Origin of the sequence: Streptomyces sp. Go-475 (genome assembly GCF_003330845.1) — a bacterium.
In the GTDB taxonomy this organism is placed as follows: domain Bacteria; phylum Actinomycetota; class Actinomycetes; order Streptomycetales; family Streptomycetaceae; genus Streptomyces.
Window position 1 is genome coordinate 6662363 of sequence record NZ_CP026121.1, and the last position, 24406, is coordinate 6686768.

Consider the following 24406-nt stretch of genomic DNA (forward strand, 5'->3'; position numbering starts at 1 on the left):
CCACCTCCCTCACCGGGTGAGTCCGGCCCGGTCGCAGTCCGGCCGGAGCTTCGGAGTGCAGATCTGGTCGATGGTGTAGATGCCGTCCTGGACGAGCGTCCGGCCGATGTTCTCCCGCGTCACGGAGATCGGGCGGAGCAGGATCGACGGGACGTCCTCGGTGGTGGGACTGTCCACGCTCGTCGTGACGAGGGCGTCGACGTCGTTGCCGCGCGCCAGGGCGACGGCCATCGCGGACGCCGCGTCGGTCTCCAGCCGGAAGGGCTTGTAGACGGTCATGTACTGCTCGCCCCCGACGATGCGCCGCACGGCGTCGAGGTCGGCGTCCTGGCCGGTGACCGCGGGCAGCGGCGAGACCCGGGCGCTCTTGAGCGCCGCGACGACACCGGCGGCGATCGAGTCGTTGGCCGCCAGCACCCCGTCGATCCCGTCCGGGCCGAGGGCGTCGATCGCGGCGGACATGTGGTCGTGCGCGTTCTCCGTACGCCACCCGAGGGTGTTGTACGACTTGGCGATCCGCACCCGGTCCTGGAGGACGGACCGGGCCCCGCCCTCGTACCAGGCGGCGTTGGGGCTGGACGGGTCGCCGTTCATCATCACCACGGTGCCGCCGTCGGCCCTGGCGCCCATGCCCCGCAGCAGCGCCTCGCCCTGGAGCCTGCCGACCTCGCCGCCGTCGAAACTGACGAACCCCGAGATGGGGCCCTCGGCGAGCCGGTCGTAGGCGACCACCGGGATGCCCGCCCGCTCGGCCGCCCGGACCGAGGAGCGCAGGGCCCTGGGGTCGACGACGTCCAGGATCAGGACCGACACACCCCTGGTGATCATGGAGTTCATCTGCCGGCGCTGGCTGGCCGCGTCGTTCTCGGCGTTGGCGTACACCACCGTGCACTCGGAGCACAGCTCCTTCACCCGCTTCTCGATCAAGGGCTTGTCGGACTGCTCCCAGCGCGGCACCGCACGGCTCGGCAGCAGCAGCCCGACGGTCAGCCCGTCCCCGCCGCCCTCGCCGTCGCCGGTGCACCCGGCCAGGGACACCGCCAGCACGACCGCCAGCAGCCCGGCGGCCACCCGCCGCCTCGGGGCTCTCATCGCGGCCCCCTCTCCTCGGACCGGCCGCGGCCCGGGCCCCGGCCTCTGCTCCGGTCCCGATTGCGGTCCCGATTGCGGTCACGGTTCCGGCTGATGCCCCAGCCCAGGCCCCAGCCCGACTGCCGCTCCCGCTCCGGCTCGGCCCGCGGCGCCGGTTCCGCTTCCTTCGGGGGGTCCGGCTCCGGCTGCGGACGGGACACGACGATCTCGCTCCACACCTGCTTGCCGCCGCCGACCGGCACCGAGCCCCAGGCCGTCGAGAGCGCCTCGACGAGGAAGAGGCCCCGGCCGCCCGTCGACTCCCAGTCCACGACCACCGGCTTGGCGGGGGAGCGGGGCGAGGAGTCGCTCACGGTCACCCTGAGCCGGTCCGCCGCCAGCGTCAGGTCGACCCGGACCGGGCCCTGGGTGTGCACCAGCGCGTTGGTGACCAGCTCCGACACCACCAGCAGGACGGTGTCCGCCTCGGCCACGACGTCCCACGACCGCAGTGTGCGCGCGCAGAACCGGCGGGCGTGCATGACCGCGTCCGGCAGCCGCCACACCACCCAGCCCGCCCGCACGGGCCGCACGCGCATTCCGTCGTAGCGCAGCAGCAGCAACGCCACGTCGTCCTCCCGGCGGCCGGCCTCGCCGAGCAGCTCGTCGGCCATCCGCCCCGGGTCGGCGGGGTCGGCGGCGGCGAGCGCCTCGCGCACGAGCCGCATGCCCTCGTCCAGGTGCAGCTCCGCCGACTCGACCAGGCCGTCCGTCACCAGTACGAGCACCGAGCCCGGGGCCAGCGCGAGCGCCGTCAGCGGGAAGTCGGCCTCCGCGAGGACGCCGAGCGGCAGGCCGCCCTCGACCGCGATCTCCTCGGTGCCCCCGTCGGGATGGCGCACCAGCGGGGACAGGTGCCCGGCCCGCACGAACAGCGCGTTGCCCTCCTCCATGTCCAGCTCGACGTAGCAGCAGGTGGCGAACAGGTCGGTCTCCATGCCGACGAGCAGCCGGTTGGCGTGCGCGACGACCACGTCCGGCGGATGGCCCTCGACGGCGTAGGCCCGGACCGCGGTACGCATCTGGCCCATGATCGTCGCGGCCCCGGCGCTGTGCCCCTGCACGTCCCCGATGACCAGGGCCACCTTCCCCTCCGACAGCGCGATCACGTCGTACCAGTCGCCGCCCACCTGCAGCCCGCGCCGGGCGGGCAGGTAGCGGGCCACGGCGGTGCCCCCGGGCAGCCGGGGGAGCCGGCGGGGCAGCAGGCTGCGCTGGAGCATCGTCGCGAGTTCCTGCTCGGCGTCGTAGGCGTGCGCGCGCTTCAGGGCCTGCCCCACCAGGCCCGCCGTCGCGGTGAGCAGGGCCCGCTCCTCCGGGGCGAACTCGTGCGGGGCGTCCCAGCCGACCAGGCACACTCCGGCCACCCTGCTCTTCGCGGGCAGCGGCAGGACCGCGAGCCCGCCGGGGCCGATCCCCGCGAGGCCCGGTTCCAGCACGGCGCCGGCCGGCCACAGGCTCATCCGCCCGTCGCGCAGCGCCGCCTGCAGCGTGGGCAGGGCGCCGACCGGCGCGTCGGGCCACTCCGAGCGCCACTCCGAACGCCACAGCTCCGGCCAGGCGGCGGCGGCCGGCGGATCGAGCACGGTGACCGCGAGCCGGTCCTCCAGCAGCTCGGCGAGCGCGACCCGGTCGGCGCCCAGCGGCTCGCGCAGCGCGGCCACCACCACGCGGCTGACGTCCCGCACCGTCGTCGCGTCGTCGAGCGCCGCCGTCAGCCACTGGATCCGGGCGACGTCGCTGGCGCCGCGCCGCAGCACGGGGGCCGCGGTGACGACGCCCAGCACCCGCTGGGGAGCGCCGTCGGGGGCCTTGAGCAGGCGGCAGCCCAGGCGCAGCCAGCACAGTTCACCCGTCGGCCGGCGGATACGGAACTCCAGCTCCCGGCGCCCCGGGGTCTGCGCGGACGGCTCGATCACCGACATCAGGGCCGGGACGTCCTCCGGGACGCTGTAGGAGAGCAGCGTGTCGGTCTTGCCGTCGAAACCGTCCTCGGGGATGCCGACGAGTTCGAGCAGGGCCGGGTCCGTCTCGACCAGGCCGGTGCCCGGCGTCAGGGCGAAGGAGCCCACGCCCATGGCCCGCAGGGCCGAATCCAGCAGGGGCGAGGGCGCCGACCGGTCCGCCTCGCCCCGCAGCCGCCCGGCGACGGCCTCGGCGTACCGCTCCAGGAACTCCCGCTGCTCGCTCCCGAACCCCTCCCCGGCCTCGCCCACCACGACCAGGCACCCCAGCCATCCACCCGCCGCCCCCAGGGGCAGCGCCCCGAGCGGCACGGAGACGCCTCCGCCGCCCTCCCGGCCGCCGGCCACCGCCCCCCTGACCCACACGGCCCGGCCACCCCGATAGGCCTCGACGACGACGGACCCACCGTCCCCCGCCCCTGCGGCTCGGGGCGGGGGCGCTGCCTCCGGCCTGCCCGGGTCGGTCCCCGTCCTGCCCGGGTCAGTCCCCGGCCTGCCCGGGGCAGTCCCCGCCCTGCCCGGGTCAGTCCCCGGCCTGCCCGGGGCAGTCCCCGCCCTGCCCTGGTCAGTCCCCGGCCCGCCCTGGTCAGTTCCCGCCCTGCCCTGGTCAGTCCCCGGCCCGCCCTGGTCAGTTCCCGCCCTGCCCTGGTCAGTCCCCGCCCTGCCCTGGTCAGTCCCCGGCCCGCCCGGGTCAGTCCCCGCCCTGCCCGGGTCAGTCCCCGCCCTGCCCGGGTCAGTCCCCGGCCTGCCCTGGTCGGTCTCCGGCCCGCCCGCACTGTCGTCGGCCTCCGCCCCGGCCCCACTGTCGTCGGCCCCCGCCACCGTCGAGCCCGTCGAGCCCGTCGAGACCCGCACGCGCCCCGCCAGCCCGTACCGCTCGGGTTCAAGCCCGGCCGCCTCCACCCGCCGGAGCTCCGCACCGTCCTCGCTCCGTACGTACACCGCCGCCAGCACCACCCCGGCGAACGCCAGAACCCGCTCCCGGGCGGCCGGTTCGCGCGTGGGACGCGACGGGCCGGAGTCCCCGTTCCCGGGCGCCCGCAGACCGGGGGCCGCGGCCCGGGCATCGCCGTCATGGGGCATGTCCGCGTCCACCTCCCGTCCACGCCGCAGCCACCGGCAGGTGGGAGTCCCCGGAACCCAGGCGACGACGACGCGGGCACGAGTCCGGCGGTACCGGGTCACGTCTCCCATGGCGAAGCCACGCCGCACATGAGCGGCAGGGCACCCACACAACAGAATCGCACACCTGGATAACAGCGACATATGGGGCGTACGGCCCGACCAGCTCCAAGGGCGACGGCACACGGTCGACGACCGGACCCGCGACCCGGACCAGGCCCCGCCCCCCGGCCGGAACCGGCGGCACGCGCGACGGGCCCGGTGGCCGGAGCCTCACGGCCACGGCCACCGGGCCCGCCCCGAGTGACGGTTCAGCCCACCCGGCAGGGCAGACTCGTCGTGCTGTCACCCCCGGCACCGGAGACGACGTAACCGAACGTCGTGCTTCTGCCTGGTGCGAGGGAGCCGTTCCAGCCGGCGTTGTGGACCATCACCGCCTGGCCGTTGTACGTCGCGCTGCCGCTCCACAGGCTCTCGACCTTCTGGCCGGCCGGCAGCGTCCAGTCGACCATCCAGCCGAGCATCGGAACGGTACCGGTGTTGGTGACGGTCACCTCCGACTGGTAGCCGCCGTTCCAGGTACCGGTCGTCTTTCGGGTGGCCGTGCACGTCCCGGGCACCGGCTCGGTCGGGTTGCCCGGCTGCTTGATGCCGGTCACCTCGCCCTTGCCGCCGTCGAAGACGACGTCGGAGCAGGAGTAGAAGGTCTCCTGGCTGTCGGAGCGCTGCCAGACCATGTAGATGATGTGGCGGCCCGACTTGCCCTCGGGGAGCTTGCCGGTCCAGGAGTAGTTGGCCTCGACCGTGCCCGGGGAGCCGTTCAGCGGCGGGTGGTCGACGCTCAGGAACGGCTTCTCCTCCATGTCGTTCCAGGTGAGCCTCTTCGTCGGGTCGAAGCCGTCCTTGGTGATGTAGACGTAGAACCAACCCGGGTGCGCCGCCCAGGCGTTGTACGAGAAGTCGACCGTCGCGCCCGAGGTGAGATGGGTCAGCGGCCAGTCCTTGCTGGGCGTGTCGAACCCGGTGAAGTTGGTGTTGCCGCCGCTGCACAGCTCGCCGTCGGGCACGAAGCCGCGGGTGCGGCCGGCGCCGTCCGAGCGGAGCACCGAGAACCAGTTGTAGAACGGCGTGGTGCCGCTGACCTGCTGCGCGGCCCGGCACGCCGGGTTGACCGGCTTGATCTCACCGGTGTCGGTCAAGCCGTCCTGCCAGCACAGGAAGGTGCGGCTGCCGGGCTTCATGGGGGTGCCGTGGGCCTCCGCCTCACCGCCCGCCGTCATGACCAGGCCGAGGGCGGGGACGGTGATGACGAGGGAGAGCAGGACCAGGAACAGGGCTCTGGCCCGGGTGCGGAGTGCTGATCGAGGCGCCGGGGCGCCCCCCGACGGTGTTGTCATGATCATGACAGCATCATCCGTTTCTTCGGGTCCGGGTCTGCGGATGCGTGTGCGGGGATGCGCGGAGTGGGAGCGACTCGAGGGCGGGTTCCGGTCCACCGTTATGGGAGCGCTCCCACCCCGCTGTTGCGGAAGTTAGCGCCGGGCGGCGCAGTTGTAAACGGTCGTGGCACGACGGGACCGCTCGGCGCCTCGGCGAACGGAGCCGGCGTCCTCTCGGCGGCACGGCGCAAGGGCCGTTCGGGTGACGGACGACGCGCGCTTTCCCCGCCCTCCCCGCAGACTTCGGGTGAACGGTCGGTGCGCCGACCCGACACCAGGAGGCAGTCATGACGTGCATGCCGAACGAAGACGCGGAGTTCCACAACGCGATCAAGGAAGTCTTCCTCAAGTACCCGGAGGCGCAGGGGAAATACGCGCTGACCAGCCTCCAGCTGGAAAACGAGATGGAGATCGACTGGGAAAACGAAGTCGGGGTCTCGCGGATCGAAGACCGGAAGATCATCACCGAGTTCGTGGACCGGAAATCGGTGATCCGGATGCAGCTCTGCCTGAAGTGGAATTTCGATTACACCGAATGCCTCAACTGGATCGAGGCGCCGGAGTGACACCGCCCTCCTGCCGGCCGGGCGGGTGACGGAGGCTGGAACCGGCCTCGTACGCAACCAAGTTGACTTTACTTCCCCTTTGGGATTGGCTGCGGCTCCGACCTTTCGTGATCCGGGGGGATCCTTGAACCGCACCATCCGCGCAGCCGTCTGCACCGTCGCCGTCACCGGTCTCGCGCTCGGCCTCAGCTCCTGCTCCGAGGCGGTCGACCAGGTCGACAAGGCGGTGGACGAGACGTACGAGGTCACCTACGAGGTCACCGGGAAGAACGTCGACTCGATCGAGTTCCACGGCGGGGGCGGCAAGGCCATGGAGCCGAAGGTCGAGTCGGTGTCGAAGCCGGAGCTGCCGTGGAAGAAGACGGTCACGCTGCGCGGCATCATGCCCGCGGCGGTCATGCCGGTCGCCGCGGATCCCGAGGGCGCCCAGATCACCTGCAAGATCATCCACAAGGGCAAGGTGCTCGAGGAGCAGAGCGCCGACGGCCTGGTGACCGCCGGGGGCTGCACCGCGGAGTCTCCGATCACGGGCTGACCCCGGGCCGCCCGGCAGGGCCCGCGCGGCCCGGCGGCCGCGTCCGGTCGGCCGGGTTCAACCGGCCGCACCCCGAGCGGACTTGAACGGCCCCTCGGGAAAGCAGCCGAAGCTCGACGAGCCCCTGCGACGCCCCTCTACGACGGCCCCCTGCGGTCATCGCCCCCGGCAGCCAACACCGCCGACAACCACCGCAGTTGGCGGCGCACCTGTACCGCGTCGCCGCCCTCGTGGCCGTTGAACGGATAGGCGTGGATCTCCTTCTCCGGGTCCGCGCCGGTCAGTTCGGCGTAGCGGTTGAACGCCGCGTACGCTCCGCTCGGCGGGCAGACCGTGTCGCGCAGGCCGACGCCGAAGTGGGCCGGAGCCTGGGCGCGGCGGGCGAAGGAGACGCCCTCGACGTAGGACAGCGTGCGGTGGGCGGCGTGCTCGGCGCCCCGGTGGACGGAGAGGTAGGCGGCGATCTCGCCGTACGGGCCCGCGTCGGTGAGGTCCAGCGCGCGGCGGATCCCGCACAGCAGCGGGGCCGTGACCAGCAGCGCCGCCAGATCGGGAACGAGCCCCGCGACCGCCAGGGCCAGCCCGCCGCCCTGGCTGTTGCCGACGGCCACGGTCCGGGCGGGATCGACGCCGGGCAGTGCCCGCACCGCCGCGATCGCGCGCACCGCGTCCGTGATCAGGCGTCGGTAGTGGTAGTCCTCGGGGGCGAGCAGTCCACGCACCGCCGGCCCCGGACCGCCGGGCGCGGTGCCGTGCGGGTCGGGCGTGTCTCCGCCGCAGCCGTACTGGTCGCCCTGGCCGCGGTTGTCCATGAGCAGATGCGCGTACCCGGCGTTCACCCAGGTCAGGCGCTCGTGCGGGAGGCCCCGGCCGCGCCCGTACCCGGCGAACTCGACGACGGCGGGCAGGAGTTCACCACCGGCCCCGGCCGGTTTGCTGAACCAGGCGCGCACCGGGTCGCCCGCGAAGCCCCGGAACGTCACGTCCCAGGTCCGCGTCAGCCGCAGGCCCGTCTCCACCGGCCGCACCGCCACCAGCGGGTCCGCCTGCCGGGCCTCCTTGAGCGTGCTCAGCCAGAAGGCGTCGAAGTCGGCGGGCTCCCCGACGTCCGGGCGATGGCGCTCCAGTTCCGTCAGCGGCAGGTCGAACGCGGGCACGGCGGCACCTCGCAGGAGTCGGTGGTCATCCAGAAACTTGCGACGAGAGACGGGGGTGGGTCCCAGGGGTCTACCCAGGTTCGACGGGTTTCCAACGCGGCACAGGAGCCCCGGCGGACTCCCGCAGTACCCATTGACAGCGCTTTCCCCTGCCCTTAAGTTGCCGCGAAGTTACCGGTAAGCGCTCGAAAGTTTCGGTTCCGCGTCCCATGCCCACGGGAGGCCCGAGCAATGAGCACGTCCACCACGCCGGCCCCGCCGGGCACCGAGGACCCGCCTCCGGCCCGGGCCGCACCCCGACGACGCGGGAACCGGACGCCCGCCCGGACCGGCTGGCGGCGGGCGCTGCGCCGCGACTGGCAGCTGTACTCGCTGGCGATCCTGCCGCTGCTGTTCTTCCTGGTCTTCCGCTACCTGCCGATGCTCGGCAACGTGATCGCCTTCCGGCGCTTCGAGCCGGGCGGGTCGATCTTCGGCGAGGAGTGGGTGGGCCTGCGCTATGTGCAGATGTTCCTCAGCGACCCCACCTTCTGGCAGGTCTTCCGCAACACCCTGTGGATCGGCGGGCTCACGCTGCTGTTCTGCTTCCCGGTGCCGATCGTGCTGGCGCTGCTGCTGAACGAGGTCCGCCGGCGCTCCCTGAAGCGGTTCGTGCAGTCCGTGTCGTACCTCCCGCACTTCCTGTCGATCGTGATCGTCGCGGGCATCACGATGCAGATGCTGGCCAGTGACGGCCCGGTCAACCACGTCCTCGGCTGGTTCGGGCACGAACCGATCCGCTTCATCCAGGAACCCGAGTGGTTCCGCACGATCTACGTCGGCTCGGAGATCTGGCAGACCGCCGGCTGGGGCACGATCCTCTACCTCGCCGCGCTCACCACCATCGACGAGGACCTGTACGAGGCCGCGCGCATCGACGGGGCCAACCGCTGGCAGCAGATCTGGCACGTCACCCTGCCCGGCATCCGGCCCACCATGGTCACGCTGCTGATCCTCAACATCGGCACGTTCATGGCGGTCGGCTTCGAGAAGGTCCTGCTGCTGTACAACCCGCTGACGTATCCCACCGCCGACGTCATATCGACCTACGTCTACCGGGCCGGTGTCGAGTCCAACAGCTTCAGCTACGCCGCCGCCATCGGGCTGTTCGAGGCGATCATCGGCCTGGTCCTGATCACGTCCGCGAACCAGCTCTCGCGCCGCACAGTGGGGACGAGCCTGTGGTGAAGCCGAGCCGCTCCTACCGGGTCTTCCAGGGCGTCAACGGGGTCGTCCTCACCCTGGTCGTGATCGTCACCCTGTACCCGTTCGCCAACATCATCGCCCGCTCGTTCAGTGCGGAGCGGCACATCCGGGCCGGTGAAGTGACGCTGTGGCCCAAGGGGTTCAACCTCACCACGTACGAGATCGTGTTCGAGGACTCGATGTTCTGGCGCAACTACGGCAACACCGTGCTGTACACGGTCGTCGCGACCGTCGTGGCGATGGTCCTGACCACCTGTTACGCCTACGTCCTGTCCAAGAAGCACCTCAAGGGACGCGGCGTCCTGGTCGGCGTCGCCGTGTTCACCATGTTCTTCACCGGGGGCCTGATCCCCAACTACGTCCTCGTCACCAGCCTCGGTCTGAAGAACAGCGTCTGGGCCATCGCGCTCCCCAACGCCATCAGCGTGTTCAACCTGCTGGTGATGAAGGCGTTCTTCGAGAACCTGCCGACGGAACTGGAGGAGGCCGCGCAGATCGACGGCCTGAGCACGTACGGCGTTCTGCTGCGGATCGTGCTGCCCCTGTCGAAGGCGGTCGTCGCGACGATGGTGCTGTTCTACTCGGTGTCCTTCTGGAACTCCTGGTTCAGCGCCTTCCTGTACATGGACAAATCCGAGCTGATGCCGGTCACCGTCTATCTGCGCAACCTCATCTCCGGCGCCACGACGGGCGGCAACGCCGGTGCCGCCGACGCGCAGCTCAGCCAGGTGGGGGCGAACATCCAGGCGGTCACGATCGTGCTGACCTCGCTGCCCATCCTCTGTGTCTATCCGTTCGTCCAGCGCTACTTCGTCTCGGGCGTGATGCTCGGCGCGGTCAAGGGCTAACAAAGGAGTGCCCGTGTCATCCCTGAACAACGCAGGACAGCTGTCGCGGCGTCAGATCCTGTCCGCCGCCGGTTTCATCGGCCTGGCCACCCTCACCGGCTGCGGCAGCGGCGACGGCGGCGGGGACTCCAAGGACCTGTCGAAGAAGAGGGACGGCGCGATGAAGGAGTACCGCGTCGGCCAGCAGTTCAAGGCGGCCAAGCCGCTGTCCTTCTCGGTCCTGCACAACAACAACCCCGTCTACCCGATGAAGAACGACTGGCTGTTCTGGAAGGAGCTCTCCCGGCGCACCGGCGTCACCCTCGAACCCGTCGCCGTCCCCCTGGTCGACTACGAGAAGAAGCGCAGCGTCCTGATCGGCTCGGGTGACGCCCCGTTCCTGATCCCCAAGACGTACCACCCCTCGGAGGTCGCGTTCGTGTCGTCGGGCGCGATCCTCCCGGTCAGCGACTACGTGCACCTGATGCCCAACTTCCGGGACAAGGTGAGGCGCTGGAAGCTGGAGCCGGAGATCGATTCCATCCGGCAGTCCGACGGCAAGTTCTATCTGCTGCCCGGCCTGCACGAGAAGGCCAGATCCGGCTACTCGCTGGCGCTGCGCACGGACGTCCTCGACCGGCTCGGGCTGAACCCGCCCACCACCTGGGACGAGGTGTACGAGGTCTTCAGGGCGATCAGGGAGGAGTACCCGGACCGCTACCCGTTCTCCGACCGCTGGAGCAAGAACACGCCCTACCCCGCCGCCGCCCTCTTCAGCTACCTGGGCCAGGCGTACGGGGTCCGGGCCGGATGGACGCACAACCCCATCGACTGGGACGCGAACGCCGGAAGGTTCGTCTTCACCGGAGCCACGGACGCCTACCGGCAGATGATCGAGTTCGTGCGGAAACTGGTCGCCGAGAAACTGGTGGACCCGGAGAGCTTCACCCAGACCGACGACGAGGCCGCGCAGAAGCTGCTGGGCGAGAAGTCGTTCGCGATCAGCGCCAACCCGCAGGTACTGGTGCAGGAATACCGGTACAACCTGGAGAAGCAGGTCGAGGGAGCGAAGATCGAGATGATCCCCGTGCCGCTCGGGCCGGCGGGCCCAATCGTGCTGGGCGGCGTCCGGCTGGAGAACGGCGTGATGATCTCCAGCAAGGCCCTGAAGAGCGACAACTTCGTCGCCATGATGCAGTTCGTGGACTGGCTCTGGTACTCGGACGAGGGCCAGCGACTGGCCCGCTGGGGCGTCGAGGGCGTCACCTACACCCGCTCCGGAAGCCGGTACACGCCGAAGCCCGGCATCAGCCTCATGGGCTCCGACCCGGACGCGCCGAAGGACATGCAGAAGGACTTCGGCTTCTACAACGGCGTCTTCGCCTACGGCGGCAGCTGGGAGCTGGTCTCCTCCATGTTCAGCCCCGACGAGAAGAGGTTCCAGGACGCGATGTCCCGGCGCCAACAGACGCCCATCGCCCCGGCCCACCCCTTGCAGTCCTTCGAGCAGGAGCAGGCGACCCTCTGGGAGACCCCGCTGAAGGACACCGTCATCCAGAACACCCTCCGGTTCGTCCTCGGCAAGCGCCCGCTGTCCGAGTGGGACGCCTACGTCTCCGAGCTGAAGTCGAAGAACATGCAGCAGTTCGTCGACCTGCACAACAAGGCGTACGAGCGGTTCAAGAAGGAGAACGGGTGATCCGCGTCCCCGGCTCGCCGAGCGGCCGGCTCACCGACGCCCTGCGCCACCGCGCCGGCACCGGCCGCCTCGGCCTCGCCCCGCGCAGCGACCACCAGGACCCGGAACTGCTCGACGCCCCGCGCGAGGCCGCCGAGCCCCCGCACAGCCACCGGCCGCCGACCGCCGAGGACGGCCGCGCCGCGCCCTTCACCCTGAGCCGCCACCGTGTCCCGCTCGTCGAGCCCACCCCGGTCGGCGACGAGCCCCCGCCCCGGTGGGACGAACGGCACCCGCTCGGCCGGGAGGCGGCGGCATGAGCACCGTACGCACCTCCGACTTCGGCACCGGGACCCTCTCCCGCGCCTCCGCCCTGATCCACACCGTCCTCACCGTCGAGGCGCTGCTGCTCCTGGCCGCCTCCCCGGGCCTGGCCGGACTGCTCCTGCTCGGCCCCGACCCGGCCAACCTCCCCCTCGCGGCGCTGTGCCTGCTGCCCCTCGGACCGGCCCTGTCCGCCGCGCTCTACGCCCTCCACCACCGCAGCCGCGACCTCACCGAACTGCGCCCGGCCCGCGCCTACCTGCGCGGCTGGCGGCTCAACGCCCTGCCGGTGCTGAAACTGTGGACCCCGCTGCTCGCCTGGCTGACGGTGATCGCCTTCACCCTCACCCACTTCGCCGCCACCGGCCTGCCCGGCTGGTGGGCGGTCCTGCTCGCGGTGATCGGCGCCGGCTCCCTCCTCTGGGGCGCGCACGCCCTCGTCCTCACCTCGCTCTTCGCGTTCCGCGCCCGGGACACCGCCCGCCTCGCCGGGTACTTCCTGCTCCGGCACGGCCGCGCCACCCTCGCCGCCGCCTCCCTGCTCGTCCTGACGGCCGCGCTGACCGCCCTGCTGACGGAGGCCGCGCCCGCCCTGCTGGCCGCCCCGCTGCTGCTGTCCCTGCTGCACGGCAGCCGCTCGTTGATCACCGAGACCCGGGCGGAGTTCACCGCATGAGCGCGCCCCGCACCCCGAAGATCCCGTACGGCGGCGACTACAACCCCGAGCAGTGGCCGGAGGAGGTCTGGGACGAGGACCACCGTTTGTTCACCCGGGCCGGCGTCGACACCCTCACCGTCGGCGTCTTCAGCTGGTCCCTCACCCAACCCGCCCCGGACACCTACGACTTCACCGTGCTGGACCGCATCCTCGACCGGGCCTCAGCCGAGGGCCGGCAGGTCTGCCTGGCCACCGGCACCGCCGCCCTCCCGCCCTGGCTCGCCAAGCGCCACCCCGAGGTCAACCGCACCGACTTCGAGGGCCGCCGCCACCGCTACGGCCAGCGCCACACCTTCTGCCCCAGCTCCCCGGCGTACCGCGAGCACGCCACCGCGCTCGCCGCCCGCCTCGCCGAACGGTACGCGCACCACCCCGCCCTGCTCGCCTGGCACGTCAACAACGAGTACGGCGGCGCCTGCTACTGCGACCTGTGCGCCGAGGCGTTCCGCGAGTGGCTCCGGTACCGGCACGGCACCCTCGACGCCCTCAACGACGCCTGGTGGACCACCTTCTGGTCGCACCGCTACACCGACTGGGACCAGATCGAGCCGCCGAACGCCCTCACCGAGCACTGGCGCGGCCCGGACCACACCGCCTTCCAGGGCATCACCCTCGACTACCACCGGTTCACCACCGACGCCCTCCTCGGCTGCTTCCTGGCCGAGAAGGAGGTGATCCGCGCCCACGACCCGGACACGCCCGTCACCACCAACTTCATGGGCACCTTTCGCCCCCTCGACTACCACCGCTGGGCGCCCCACCTCGACTTCGCCTCCTGGGACAACTACCCGCCCCTGGACGCCCCGCCGACCCGGCCCGCCCTCGCCCACGACCTGATGCGCGGCCTGAAGGACGGCGCCCCCTTCTGGCTGATGGAGCAGACCCCCTCCACCACCGCGTGCCGGGACGTCAACCCGCTCCGGCGCCCCGGCGAACTCCGCCTCGCCACCTTCCAGGCGATCGCCCACGGCGCGGACGCCGCCCTCTACTTCCAGCTGCGCGCCTCACGCGGCGCCTGCGAGAAGTACCACGGGGCGGTCATCGGCCACGCGGGCCGCGACGACACCCGCGTCTTCCGCGAGGTCGCCGCACTGGGTCGGGAACTGGAAACCCTGGGGGACCGCACCCTGGGCGCCCGCACCCCGGCCCGCACCGCCCTGCTCTTCGACTGGGACAGCTGGTGGGCCCTGGAGATCTCCGACGGCCCGTCCCGGCTGGTCAAGTACCCGGACGTGGTCCACGCCTACTACCGGGCGGCACGCGCGGCCGGCGCCGACGTGGACGTCGTCCCGCAGACCGCCGGCCTCACCCCCTACGACGTGGTCCTCGCCCCCGCCCTCCACATGGTCAAGGGCGACCTCGCCGCGCGCCTCGAAGCCGTGGCCGCACGCGGCGGCACGGTCCTGACCACCTTCCTCTCCGGCCGCGTCGACGAGCACGACCGGGCCTTCCTCACCGACGTCCCCGGCCCGCTCGCCCCGCTCATGGGCATCCGCGTGGACGAATGGGACGCCCGCCCGACGGAGTTCGCCCAGCCCGTCCCCGAACTGTCGGCCGAGGCCCGGCTCGTCTTCGAGATCGTGCTGCCGCGCGGCGCCGAACCGGTCGCCACGTACGGCACCGACTTCTACGCCGGCACCCCGGCCGTGACCCGCCACCCGTTCGGCGCCGGCGAGGCCTGGTACGTCGCCACGGCCCTCGACCAGCCGGGCGTCGACCAGGTCGTACGCCGCATCCTGACCCGCCACGACCTGCTCGGCCCCTACGCCGGCCACCCGGCGGTGGAGACGGCGACCCGGATCGCCCCCGACGGCACCCCCCTGCTCTTCCTCCTCAACCACGCCCCCGAACCCGCCCGCCTGACCGCCCACGCCACCGCCACCGACCTGCTCACCGGCAAGCGGGTGGAGCTGGGCGAACCCCTGGTCGTCGACCCCCTGGGCGTGGCGATCCTTCAGTAGACGCGCCGACCGTGTGCGTCCGGCACACCCGACTTCCGGAAGAAGTAGCTGTTGACCTGATCGCGCCACTCGCGGGCGCAGCGGAGCTGCTCCTCGAACAGCTCCGCCACCCGCCTGTGACGCGCGGCGTCGACGAGGTCCACGAGCCCGGCCCACACCTCCCGGGCCGCCTCCACCTCCTCGACACCCTCGAAGTGCGTGTCGTAGATGTGCTGGATCACCGTCTTCCCGCTCTTCAGCATGTGCGAGTACGACACGTGGTGGAAGAACAGCAGCAGCTCGTCGGGGCAGCTGTCCGCGGACTCGTAGACCTCGGCCCAGGGCTTGCCGTACTGCCCGGCGTACCCGGTACCGGTCGCCACGCTGCGGTCGACACCGACCCCGTCCCGGTCGGCGAAGTGGTACGTCCCCCACGGGCTGTACTCGTACCCGTCCACGCTCGGCCCGTAGTGGTGCCCCGGCTGCACCATGAATCCCACGCCCAGGGGAGCGGTGTACTTCTCGTACGTCCGCCACGAGCCGTCCAGGACCGCGTGCAGCCCGGCCGCCGGTCCCGGCCCGAAGGTGAGCCGGATCCACTCGTCGAGGACGGCACCCGGATCGGCGTCCGGCCGCCAGGCGAGCCGCCCGAAGGCGTACAGGTTGGCCTGGGCGAGCGGATGCCCCGTCCAGAACGGGTCGTCACCGGCATTGGACACGGCGACCAGCCCGCCACGCGCCAACTCCCCGACGGACACGCCCTGTTCGAGCGGAAACCGCAGCACCTCACTCCACATCGGCCCCAGCCAGCACACATGCCGCTGCTGCCCGGTGTACTCCTGGGTGGCCTGCAGCTCCACCGCGAGCCGGGTGCGCGGCATCGCGCCGATCAGCGGCGAGACGGGCTCCCGCACCTGGAAGTCCATCGGCCCGTGCTTCACCTGGAGCACCGCGTTCGGGGCGAACTCCCCGTCCAGCGGCACGAAATGGTCGTACGCGGCGCGCGCCCGGTCGGTCGTGCGGTCGCGCCAGTCCTGTCGGTGGTCGTAGACGAACGCCCGCCAGTGCACGGTGCCGCCGAACGGCTCCAGCGCCGCCGCCAGCAGGTTGGCGCCGTCGGCGTGGCTGCGGCCGTACGCGAACGGCCCCGGCTGCCCCTCCGAGTCTGCCTTCACCACGTACCCGCCGAAGTCGGGGATCGCCTCGTACACCCGCCGCGTCGCCTCGGCCCACCAGGCGCGCACGGCCGCGTCCAGCGGATCGGCCGTGGGCAGCCCACCGAGCAGGAGCGGCGCGGCGAAGGAGACCGACAGGTGGGTGCGGATGCCGTACGGCCGCAACGCCCCGGCGATCGCGGCCACGTCACCGATCCGGTCGGTCAGCAGCCGCGCCTCGGTCGCGTGCACGTTGACGTTGTTCACGGAGAGCGCGTTGATCCCGCACGCCGCCAGCAGCCTGCCGTACGCCCGCACCCGCTCCAGGTCGCCACGCGCCCGGCCGTCCTCCCAGAACAGCGAGCCACCCGCGTACCCGCGCTCCACCTGCCCCATGACCGGGTGCACGGCCACGTTGTCCCAGTGGTCGAGCATGCGCAGGGCGAGCGCGGGGCGGTGGACCTCGCGGACCCGCTCACCGGAGAAGGCGTCCTCGCCGAGCCGCACCACGTGGAACAGCCCGTACAGCAGCCCGCGCCCACCGGAGGCGGTGACGGTCGTCGTGCCGCCCTCGCGGGCGAGGGAGAAGCCCTCGTCGCCGGGTCCGTCCGCACCGAGGCCGAGGACCAGGTCGTACGGGCCGTCGTCCGACGCGTCGCGCACCACCCGGCCGCCGAACCGCCGGCAGGCCTCGGCCACCTCCCCGTGCACCGTCTCCACCAGCGGCCCCGATCCTCGGACCAGCGTCCGCCGCCCGCCGACCGCCCCGAACGCGGCGGGCGGCAGCCAGGCCGGGTCGACACCCTCGGGCAGGACGGGCACGGGAAGCGGCATGAGACCCCCAACTCATGTGATCAGCCGAGCAGTTCGACCTCCGCCAGCGTCGCCTCGCTGTCGAGGACCAGGCGGTACCTCTCGTACGTACCCGGCGACCTCACCGAGAACGCGCGGGTCTGCCGGTCCCAGGCGAAGGACTCCCCGGAGCGCCGGTCCAGCGTCCGCCAGGTCTCACCGTCCGGGGAGCCCTGGAGCGTCCAGCCGGCCGGTGCCTTCGCCCGGTCCGCCGACGACGTCAGGGTGTACTGGACGGCCTTCGCACCCTCGCGGACCGGCAGGTCCACGGACGTCACCGCCGCGTCCGTCGCCGACGTGTCGTCGAACAGGGCGCCCTCACCCTTCAGCAGGTCCGCCCGGGGCGTGGGCACCTCGTCGTCCTGGGTGATCGACACGGGTGCGGCATCCTCGCCCGTGCCCCACGACGACGGCCTCGGACCCATGTCGAACTCCAGGACACCACCCTTGGCGACCAGCGAATGCGGCAGCGAAGTCTTCGACCACGCACGGCCGTTGACCTTCAGCCCCTGCACGTAGACGTTCCTCACGCTGTTGCGCGGCGCCCTCACCACCAGCTCGCGCCCGTTCTCCAGGTGCACGGTCGCCTTGGTGAACAGGGGCGAGCCGATCGCGTACTCACCGCTGCCCATCACCAGGGGGTAGAAGCCGAGCGCGGAGAACAGGAACCAGGCCGACTGCTCCCCGTTGTCCTCGTCACCGTGGTAGCCCTGCCCGATCTCGCTGCCGGTGTACAGCCGCGACAGCACCTCGCGGACGTTCTGCTGCGTCTTCCAGGGCCGCCCGGCCGCGTCGTACATGTACAGGGCGTGGTGGGCGACCTGGTTGGAGTGCCCGTACATGCCCATCCGCACGTCCCGCGCCTCGGTCATCTCGTGGATGACACCACCGTAGGAGCCGACGAACTCGGGGGAGGCCGTCTCCGGGGTGGAGAGGTACTCGTCGAGCTTGTCACCGAGGCCCTTGCGCCCGCCGTACAGGTTGGCCAGGCCCCGGCTGTCCTGCGGAGCGGTGAAGGCGTACCCCCACCCGTTCGTCTCGGTGTAGTCGTGACCCCACACCCGCGGGTCGTACTCCGCCGCCTCGACCCGCCAGTCGCCCTTCGCGTCACGGCCCTGGAAGAACCCGGCCTTCTCGTCGAAGAGGTTCACGTAGTCGCGGGCCCGGTCCAAAAAGTACTCCGACTCCTCCTGGTAGCGCCGCTCACCGGTCTCCTCGTACAGCTTGAGGCCCATGCGGGAGATGCCGTAGTCGTTGAGGTAGCCCTCCAGCGCCCAGGACAGGCCCTCGTGGGTCTCGGTGCTCGTGTAGCCGAGGAAGGGGGAGGTGGCCATGCCCTTGCGGCCGACGCCCGAGTTCGGCGGGACGACCGTCGCGTTCTTCACGGCCGCCTCGTACGCCGCCTTCGCGTCGAAGCCGACGCCCTTGACGTACGCGTCCGCGAACGCCACGTCCGAGGAGGTGCCCGTCATCAGGTCCGCGTAGCCGGGGGAGGACCAGCGCGAGGTCCAGCCGCCGTCCTTGTACTGCTGCACGAACCCGTCGACCAGCTCACCCGCCCGCGACGGGGTCAGGAACGCGTACGCGGGCCACGTCGTCCGGTAGGTGTCCCAGAAACCGTTGTTGACGTACACCTTGCCGTCGACGATCTTCGCGCCCGTGTGCGTCGGGGTGTCCGGGTTCGGCATGGGGGAGAACGGCGAGGCGTACCGGTACTCCCCACCGACCTTCTCGAACCCGGAGTTCGGGTACAGGTACAGCCGGTACAGGCTGGAGTACAGCGTCGTCAGCTGGTCGGGCGTCGCGCCCTCCACCTCGACCTTGCCGAGCAGCCGGTCCCACTGCCGCTGGGCGCTCCTCTTCACCGCCTCGAAGGACCGGCCCTCCGGGATCTCCTGGCGGAGGTTGTCCCTGGCCTGGTCGAGGCTGATGAGCGAGGTCGCCAGGCGCAGGGTGACGGTCCGGTCGTCGGCCTCGAAGCGCAGATAGCCCTTGACGCCGCTGGAGTCCCCGTCGGTGACCGGCTTGTCGAACTCGCCGTACACGAACAGCCGGGTCGCACCCGTCGACAGCCCGGACTTCACGTCCGAGAAGCCGGTGACGACCCCGTGCTCCTGGTCGAGCGTGAGCCCCGCCTGGTCGGTCACATTGTCGAACAGGACGCTCGTGTCATCGCCCGGGTAGGTGAAGCGCAGGGCCGCCGCGTGATCGGTCGGCGCCATCTCGGCCTTCAGCCCGTTCTCGAACCGCACCCCGTAGTAGTAGGGCCGCGCGGTCTCGTTCTCGTGCCGGAAGGCCAGCTCCCGCGCCTCCCGCCCGTACGCCGGGGTTCCGTCGGCCACGGACGGCATCACCTGGAAGGTCTGCCGGTCACCCATCCAGGGACTCGGCTCGTGGCTCGCGCTGAACGCCTGGATCGTCGGCAGGTTGTCCGCGTTGTTCGCTCGCGCGTAGTCGTACAGCCAGCTCAGCGAACCCGCGTTGGTCACCGGGGTCCAGAAGTTGAAGCCGTGCGGCACGGCCGTCGCCGGGAAGTTGTTGCCCCGCGAGAAACCGCCGCTGGAGTGGGTGCCGCGCGTGGTCACCGCGTAGTCCGACAGGTGCGCCTTCGACCGCTCGGGAGCGACGGACTCGATGCTCACGTCGTCCAGCCACCCCCGGAACTTCGCCGGCCCCTTCGGCGAGTCGTACGCCACCAGGATCCGGTCCACGGTCTTCCCGGCGGCCACCGACCCGATCCGCGACACGACGTTGTTCCACTGGTTGACGTAGAGGATCTTCGCCGCGCCCTGCCCCCGCGGGGTCAGCGGGAAGCCGTGCTGGTCGGTGGCGCGCAGCTCGCTCAGCTGGGTGCCGTCGGTGAAGACGAGGTCGACGGAGACGTTCGTCGCGTCGTAGTCGAGGTCACCGTCCGCCATCGACGGGAAGATCCGGTACGACAACCGTGTGTTCCGGCCGACGGCCACGTTCACGTCGAACACCCTGTTGTACGAGTACGCCCGCCCGTCGGCGATGTGCCGGCCGGCGTACCGCAGGGCCCGCTTTCCGGTGAACCCGGCGCCCGCCTTGGCGGTGGGGGAGCCGCTCGGGCCGCGGTCGACGAGGGAGAGCATGTCCTGCGGGACGGGCCCGGCACCGCCGCCGGTGGACAGCTGGAGGTCGGCGAGCTGGAGGATGTCGCCGCCGTTGTTGCCGGTGACCTCGAGCCGGAAGTGCCGGTACTCGGCGGGCTCCGCCAGGTCGTACGTCTTCGTCTGGAACCGCTCGGCGAAGGATTCACCCGTGCGGGTGTCGAGGGTCTTCCAGTCCGTGCCGTCGGCCGAGCCCTTCAGGGTCCAGTCCGCGGGGTCGCGCTCGTCGTGGTCGTTGGCCGACGTCAGCGCGTAACGCACGAGTTCGACCGGCTTGTCCAGGTCCAACTCGGCCCAGCCGGTGGGCTCAAAGGTGAGCCACTTGGTGCTCGGCTCGCCGTCGACGAGGTTCTCCTTCACCTCGCCGCCACCGGTGTTCTCGGCACTGGCCCGGACGTCCGTGACCTGATCCGTCACATTGCCCGGTATGCCGCTGCTGTAGCCGCCGTCCACGCCCGAGGCCCGCTTGCCGCCGTCCGGGGCGGTGTCGACGGTGTTCTGCCAGTCCGGAACCGGGTCATCCGCCTCGAAGGAGGACGCGAACTTCCGGTCGGGGGCCTCGGGGACTTCGGGCAGTGCGACCGCAACGCCCTGTGAACTCAGGGCCAAAGCGAGGGCGGTCGCCGACACGACCGCCGCACCCCATCTGTGCCGAGCTTTCCGCTGCATCAACGGGTACCCTCCCTGCGCAGTGGACAACGTTGTCACCTTCGATGCGCAAGGACCAGTAGTTGCCCAAGTGGTGAGAGGTGTCAAGGGTGTTGCCTGTGGCATTCGGGGGCGACGACGGGGATTTTTCCGCCGGAGAACACACAGGCCGCTCATACTTCCGCGAGGTCTCAACTCGGATAAGACCCACGGCCAACCTTGTGTTCGATCTTGATCCGCTGGCGGGAAGTGGACTATACCTGTCGGACGCTTCACACGATCCGCACGTCAGCGACCGTACGTCAGCGCCCGTCAGCGCCCGCATGTCAGCACCCGCACTTTCCTGCACGACCCAGCTTGACCCGATCGCGGTGCCGGGAAGGATCCGGTTCACCGCCTGAGTCCTGGAGAAGGCGAGGACTTGAGCATGGGATCCACTTCCGCCGAGAACCACGGCACCGAGGGTGTCGGCCGCCGTGATCTGATCAAACGGTCCGCCGCGCTCGGGCTGATCTCCGTCCCCACCATGAGTTTCCTGTCCGCCTGCGCCAGCAGCGGCGGCGGCGACAGCGGGGACAAGGCCAAGGCCGGCAAGAAGACCGAGAAGAACCCGCTCGGCGTCAACGACACCGCGGGCATGGAATTCGTGCTGTTCGACGGTGGTTTCGGCAAGGAGTACGCCGAGGACGCCGTGAAGATCTACGAGAAGAACTTCCCCAAGGTGAAGGTGAAGTTCTCCGCCACCCAGAAGATCCAGTCCACGCTCCAGCCCCGCTTCAACCAGGGCACCCCGCCGGACCTCATCGACAACTCCGGCGCCGAGCAGATGGACATGGGCGTCCTCGCGAGCAAGCAGCAGCTCACCGACCTCACCCCGCTGCTGGACGCCCCGTCCTACGACGACCCGGCCAAGAAGGTCCGCGACACGCTGCGCCCCGGCATCGTGGAGATGGGCCAACTCGACGGCGACCCGGTCTGGATCATGTACTACGCCTACACCGTCTACGGCGTCTGGTACTCGCGGAAGGCCCTCGACTCGCTCGACGAGCAGTACCCGGAGACCTGGGACCAGATGCTCGCGGTCTGCGAGAAGGCCAAGAAGAAGGGCATGGCGGGCTGGACGTACGCGGGCAAGTACCCGTACTACCTCCCCTTCTCGCTCTATCCGATGATCGGCAAGGTCGGCGGCCGCGAGGTCCTCGACGCCATCGACAACCTGGAGCCGAACGCCTGGAAGCACCCGGCCGTCAAGGCCTGCTTCGACGCGTACTACGAGCTCTACAAGAAGGGCTACGTCCTCAAGGGCACCCCGGGCCTGGACCACATCCAGTCGCAGACCGCCTGGGCCGAGGGCAAGGCGCTGTTCATCCCGAACGGCTCCTGGGTGGAGAACGAGTCGGCCAACGTCATCCCGGAGGACTTCGACCTCGCGGTCTCCGCGCCCACCGGCATCGACTCCTCCGACAAGCTGCCCTTCGGCACGATCTGGGCCTCCGGCGGCGAGCCGTTCATCGTCCCGGCCAAGGCGAAGAACGCCGAGGGCGGCATGGAACAACTGCGCATCATGCTCAGTGAGGCGTCGTCGAAGAACTTCACCAGCAAGGTGAAGTCACTGACCGCGTACAACGGCGGCACCGACGGCATCACCCTCACCCCCGGTCTGAAGTCGGGCGTCGCGGCCCTGGAAAAGGCCGGCGAGAACGTGGTGAACCCCCGAATGCAGGACTGGTACGTGCAGTTGCAGAAGGAGAAGATCGGCGTCTCCGGCCTGGGCGAGATGATGGCCGGCCGCCTCACCCCCGCCGAGGCCATCAAGAAGATCCAGGCCTACGCCGACGAGACCGCCAAGGACACGTCGATCAAGCACTACAAACACCAGTAACAGCACCGGAAACCCATTTTCCGCAACGGCACCGGAGTGGCGATGCAGCACGGCAAGTACCGGTTCATCGTGGGCTTCCTCGCGCTGCCCCTGGGACTGTACGCGCTCTTCGTGATCTGGCCGTTCATCCAGTCCATCTACTACTCGTTCACGGACTGGACCGGCCTGAGTCCCGAATTCGAGATGGTCGGTTTCGACAACTACAGCCGGATGCTCGACGACGAGATCTTCTGGAAGTCGTTGCAGCACAGCCTGCTGTTCGCGCTCCTGCTGCCGGTGGTGACGATCAGTCTGGCGCTGTTCTTCGCATTCATGATCAACGTAGGCGGAAGAAAGCGGAGGAACGGCCCGGCCATCACCGGCGTCCGCGGCTCCTCCTTCTACAAGATCGTCTACTTCTTCCCGCAGGTCCTCTCGATCGCCATCGTCGCGCTGCTGTTCGCGTTCGCGTACAACCCGGACAGCGGCGCGATCAACTCGGTCCTGCGCGGCATCGGCCTCGACAACGTCCAGCCGCTGTGGCTGGGCGACCCCGATCTGGCCCTCTGGGCGGTGATGGCGGTCCTCGTCTGGTCGACGGTCGGCTTCTTCGTCGTCCTCTTCTCCGCGGGCATGGCCTCCATCCCGGCGGAGATGTACGAGGCGGCGCTCCTGGACGGCGCGAACCGCTTCACCACGTTCTTCCGGGTCACCCTGCCCCTCCTCTGGGACACGGTGCAGTCCGGCTGGGTCTACATGGGCATCCTCGCCCTGGGCGCCGAGTCGTTCGCGGTCGTGCAGATCATGACGACCGGGCCGGGCGGTCCCGACTACTCGACCACCGTCATGGTCCTGTACGTGTACCAGAAGGCGTTCCGGGACGGGCAGGCCGCCTACGCCACCACCATCGGTGTCGCCCTGCTCGTCGTCACGCTGGCCTTCGCCGCCGTGGTGATGCGGCTGGGCCGTCGCGAGCGGCTGGAGTACTGACGCAGATGAAGACGACCGAAACCCCCGCTCCCCTCCCGGCCGAGTCCGGCGCGCCGATCACGAAGGCGGACACACCACCGCCGGCGCCCCCGAAGGAGAAGAAAGAGGGCACGGTCCTCAACGTCTTCTCCCACGGCGTCCTCGTCATCTGGGCGGTCATGGTGGTCATGCCGCTGCTCTGGGCGGTCATGACGTCCTTCAAGGACGACCGCTCCATCTTCGGCTCGCCCTGGTCGCTCCCCGACTCCCTGCACTTCGACAACTGGTCGCGGGCGTGGACCCAGGCCAACATGAGCGACTACTTCCTCAACACGGTCCTGGTGGTGGGCGGTTCGCTCATCGGCACGCTCGTCCTCGGCTCGATGGCGGCCTACGTCCTGGCCCGCTTCGACTTCCCGGGCAACCGGTTCATCTACTACCTGTTCATCGGCGGCATGAGTTTCCCGATCATGCTCGCGCTGGTCCCGCTGTTCTACGTCGTGAACAACATGGGCCTGCTGAACACCATCCACGGCCTGATCCTGGTCTACATCGCGTACTCGCTGCCGTTCACGGTGTTCTTCCTGACGGCGTTCTTCCGCACGCTGCCGACGTCCATCGCGGAAGCGGCCTTCGTCGACGGGGCGTCCCACAGCCGTACGTTCTTCCAGATCATGCTCCCCATGGCCAAGCCGGGCCTGGTCAGCGTCGGCATCTTCAACTTCCTGGGCCAGTGGAACCAGTACATGCTCCCCACGGTCCTCAACACGGACCCCGACCAGCGGGTCCTCACCCAGGGCCTGGTCCAGCTGGCGGTGAGCCAGGGCTACAAGGGCGACTGGTCGGGCCTGTTCGCGGGCTTGGTGATGGCGATGCTGCCGGTGCTCGCGGCGTACGTCATCTTCCAGCGGCAGGTGGTGCAGGGCTTGACGGCGGGCGCGCTGAAGTAGTCCGGGCCGGTTTCTCCACCGCCGGGTGGACCCGCAACCCGGCGAACGGGGTGCCGCTGCGTCCACCCGTGCCGCCCCTAGCGGCACGATGGCCCGCAGCCGAGCGGGATGGGCGGCCCGCGGCTAAGCGCGATGGACGGCCGGCAGCCAACCGGGACGGGTGGCCCCGCGGCCGAGCGGCGGGAGCCCGCGCCG

The 24406-nt window shown here is 70.5% G+C and carries 17 protein-coding genes; 11 read left to right on the forward strand and 6 right to left on the reverse strand.

The features are described from left to right. Positions 1-9: 9 nt before the first annotated feature. The 3 genes from C1703_RS30530 to C1703_RS30545 all read right to left on the reverse strand — a co-directional run bounded on the left by C1703_RS30530 (position 10) and on the right by C1703_RS30545 (position 5614). The gene (locus tag C1703_RS30530) at positions 10-1092 is read right to left on the reverse strand and encodes a substrate-binding domain-containing protein (RefSeq protein WP_114255852.1); all 1083 of its coding nucleotides are present in this window, start codon (positions 1090-1092) and stop codon (positions 10-12) included. Next, positions 1089-3461, reverse strand: coding sequence for a SpoIIE family protein phosphatase (locus tag C1703_RS30535; RefSeq protein ID WP_114257659.1), 2373 nt, complete (start codon positions 3459-3461; stop codon positions 1089-1091). Before C1703_RS30535 ends, C1703_RS30530 begins: the two co-directional genes overlap by 4 nt. 1067 nt (positions 3462-4528) lie before the next feature. Next, positions 4529-5614: a lytic polysaccharide monooxygenase gene (locus C1703_RS30545; RefSeq protein ID WP_114257660.1), complete on the reverse strand. Its 1086-nt coding sequence runs from the start codon at positions 5612-5614 to the stop codon at positions 4529-4531. A gap of 338 nt (positions 5615-5952) precedes the next feature. On the opposite strand from C1703_RS30545, the gene C1703_RS30550 reads away from it, so the two are divergent. Next, a complete protein-coding gene (locus C1703_RS30550; protein ID WP_232840631.1) occupies positions 5953-6222 on the forward strand; it encodes a hypothetical protein in 270 nt (89 codons plus the stop codon). Between the two features lie 124 nt (positions 6223-6346). Continuing rightward, the gene (locus C1703_RS30555; RefSeq protein ID WP_114255854.1) at positions 6347-6757 is read left to right on the forward strand and encodes an MmpS family transport accessory protein; all 411 of its coding nucleotides are present in this window, start codon (positions 6347-6349) and stop codon (positions 6755-6757) included. Between the two features lie 137 nt (positions 6758-6894). Here C1703_RS30555 and C1703_RS30560 read toward each other — a convergent pair whose 3' ends face one another. Next, positions 6895-7914 carry an acetylxylan esterase gene (locus C1703_RS30560; RefSeq protein WP_114255855.1) on the reverse strand — a complete coding sequence of 340 codons (1020 nt, stop codon included), beginning with the start codon at positions 7912-7914 and terminating at the stop codon, positions 6895-6897. A 231-nt stretch (positions 7915-8145) separates the two neighbouring features. Between C1703_RS30560 and C1703_RS30565 the strand changes: the two genes are divergently transcribed. The 6 genes from C1703_RS30565 to C1703_RS30590 are packed head-to-tail and all read left to right on the forward strand — an operon-like array spanning position 8146 to position 14667. Beyond that, positions 8146-9141, forward strand: a complete 996-nt coding sequence (locus C1703_RS30565) for an ABC transporter permease subunit (protein WP_114255856.1) — start codon at positions 8146-8148, stop codon at positions 9139-9141. Further along, positions 9135-10007 (forward strand): carbohydrate ABC transporter permease, encoded by an 873-nt coding sequence (locus tag C1703_RS30570; protein ID WP_114255857.1) that lies wholly within the window; start codon positions 9135-9137, stop codon positions 10005-10007. Before C1703_RS30565 ends, C1703_RS30570 begins: the two co-directional genes overlap by 7 nt. A gap of 22 nt (positions 10008-10029) precedes the next feature. After that, a complete protein-coding gene (locus C1703_RS30575; RefSeq protein WP_114257661.1) occupies positions 10030-11685 on the forward strand; it encodes an extracellular solute-binding protein in 1656 nt (551 codons plus the stop codon). Continuing rightward, positions 11682-11984 carry a hypothetical protein gene (locus tag C1703_RS30580; RefSeq protein WP_114255858.1) on the forward strand — a complete coding sequence of 101 codons (303 nt, stop codon included), beginning with the start codon at positions 11682-11684 and terminating at the stop codon, positions 11982-11984. Before C1703_RS30575 ends, C1703_RS30580 begins: the two co-directional genes overlap by 4 nt. Further along, positions 11981-12664: a hypothetical protein gene (locus tag C1703_RS30585; protein ID WP_114255859.1), complete on the forward strand. Its 684-nt coding sequence runs from the start codon at positions 11981-11983 to the stop codon at positions 12662-12664. The genes C1703_RS30580 and C1703_RS30585 overlap by 4 nt, the downstream gene beginning before the upstream one ends. Further along, positions 12661-14667 carry a beta-galactosidase gene (locus C1703_RS30590; RefSeq protein ID WP_114255860.1) on the forward strand — a complete coding sequence of 669 codons (2007 nt, stop codon included), beginning with the start codon at positions 12661-12663 and terminating at the stop codon, positions 14665-14667. The genes C1703_RS30585 and C1703_RS30590 overlap by 4 nt, the downstream gene beginning before the upstream one ends. Here C1703_RS30590 and C1703_RS30595 read toward each other — a convergent pair. Further along, positions 14661-16634: an alpha-glucuronidase gene (locus C1703_RS30595; protein WP_114255861.1), complete on the reverse strand. Its 1974-nt coding sequence runs from the start codon at positions 16632-16634 to the stop codon at positions 14661-14663. The genes C1703_RS30590 and C1703_RS30595 overlap by 7 nt on opposite strands. A gap of 20 nt (positions 16635-16654) precedes the next feature. Further along, positions 16655-20452, reverse strand: a complete 3798-nt coding sequence (locus tag C1703_RS30600; protein WP_198678314.1) for a GH92 family glycosyl hydrolase — start codon at positions 20450-20452, stop codon at positions 16655-16657. 406 nt (positions 20453-20858) lie between these two features. Here C1703_RS30600 and ngcE point away from each other — a divergent pair, with 406 nt between their 5' ends. The 3 genes from ngcE to C1703_RS30615 are packed head-to-tail and all read left to right on the forward strand — an operon-like array spanning position 20859 to position 24211. Continuing rightward, complete coding sequence (ngcE, locus tag C1703_RS30605; RefSeq protein WP_114255862.1) at positions 20859-22313, forward strand: N-acetylglucosamine/diacetylchitobiose ABC transporter substrate-binding protein; 1455 nt, start codon at positions 20859-20861, stop codon at positions 22311-22313. 42 nt (positions 22314-22355) lie between these two features. Continuing rightward, positions 22356-23282 (forward strand): sugar ABC transporter permease, encoded by a 927-nt coding sequence (locus C1703_RS30610; RefSeq protein WP_114255863.1) that lies wholly within the window; start codon positions 22356-22358, stop codon positions 23280-23282. Between the two features lie 5 nt (positions 23283-23287). After that, positions 23288-24211: a carbohydrate ABC transporter permease gene (locus C1703_RS30615; RefSeq protein ID WP_114255864.1), complete on the forward strand. Its 924-nt coding sequence runs from the start codon at positions 23288-23290 to the stop codon at positions 24209-24211. Positions 24212-24406: the final 195 nt, after the last annotated feature.

Excerpts from the sequence above, each read along its gene's own strand:
- C1703_RS30600 (WP_198678314.1), bottom strand. The coding sequence starts at position 20,452 with ATGCAGCGGAAAGCTCGGCACAGATGGGGTGCGGCGGTCGTGTCGGCG.
- C1703_RS30590 (WP_114255860.1), top strand. The coding sequence starts at position 12,661 with ATGAGCGCGCCCCGCACCCCGAAGATCCCGTACGGCGGCGACTACAAC.
- C1703_RS30585 (WP_114255859.1), top strand. The coding sequence starts at position 11,981 with ATGAGCACCGTACGCACCTCCGACTTCGGCACCGGGACCCTCTCCCGC.
- C1703_RS30530 (WP_114255852.1), bottom strand. The coding sequence starts at position 1,092 with ATGAGAGCCCCGAGGCGGCGGGTGGCCGCCGGGCTGCTGGCGGTCGTG.
- C1703_RS30565 (WP_114255856.1), top strand. The coding sequence starts at position 8,146 with ATGAGCACGTCCACCACGCCGGCCCCGCCGGGCACCGAGGACCCGCCT.
- C1703_RS30610 (WP_114255863.1), top strand. The coding sequence starts at position 22,356 with ATGCAGCACGGCAAGTACCGGTTCATCGTGGGCTTCCTCGCGCTGCCC.
- C1703_RS30545 (WP_114257660.1), bottom strand. The coding sequence starts at position 5,614 with ATGACAACACCGTCGGGGGGCGCCCCGGCGCCTCGATCAGCACTCCGC.
- C1703_RS30550 (WP_232840631.1), top strand. The coding sequence starts at position 5,953 with ATGCCGAACGAAGACGCGGAGTTCCACAACGCGATCAAGGAAGTCTTC.
- ngcE (WP_114255862.1), top strand. The coding sequence starts at position 20,859 with ATGGGATCCACTTCCGCCGAGAACCACGGCACCGAGGGTGTCGGCCGC.
- C1703_RS30615 (WP_114255864.1), top strand. The coding sequence starts at position 23,288 with ATGAAGACGACCGAAACCCCCGCTCCCCTCCCGGCCGAGTCCGGCGCG.
- C1703_RS30595 (WP_114255861.1), bottom strand. The coding sequence starts at position 16,634 with ATGCCGCTTCCCGTGCCCGTCCTGCCCGAGGGTGTCGACCCGGCCTGG.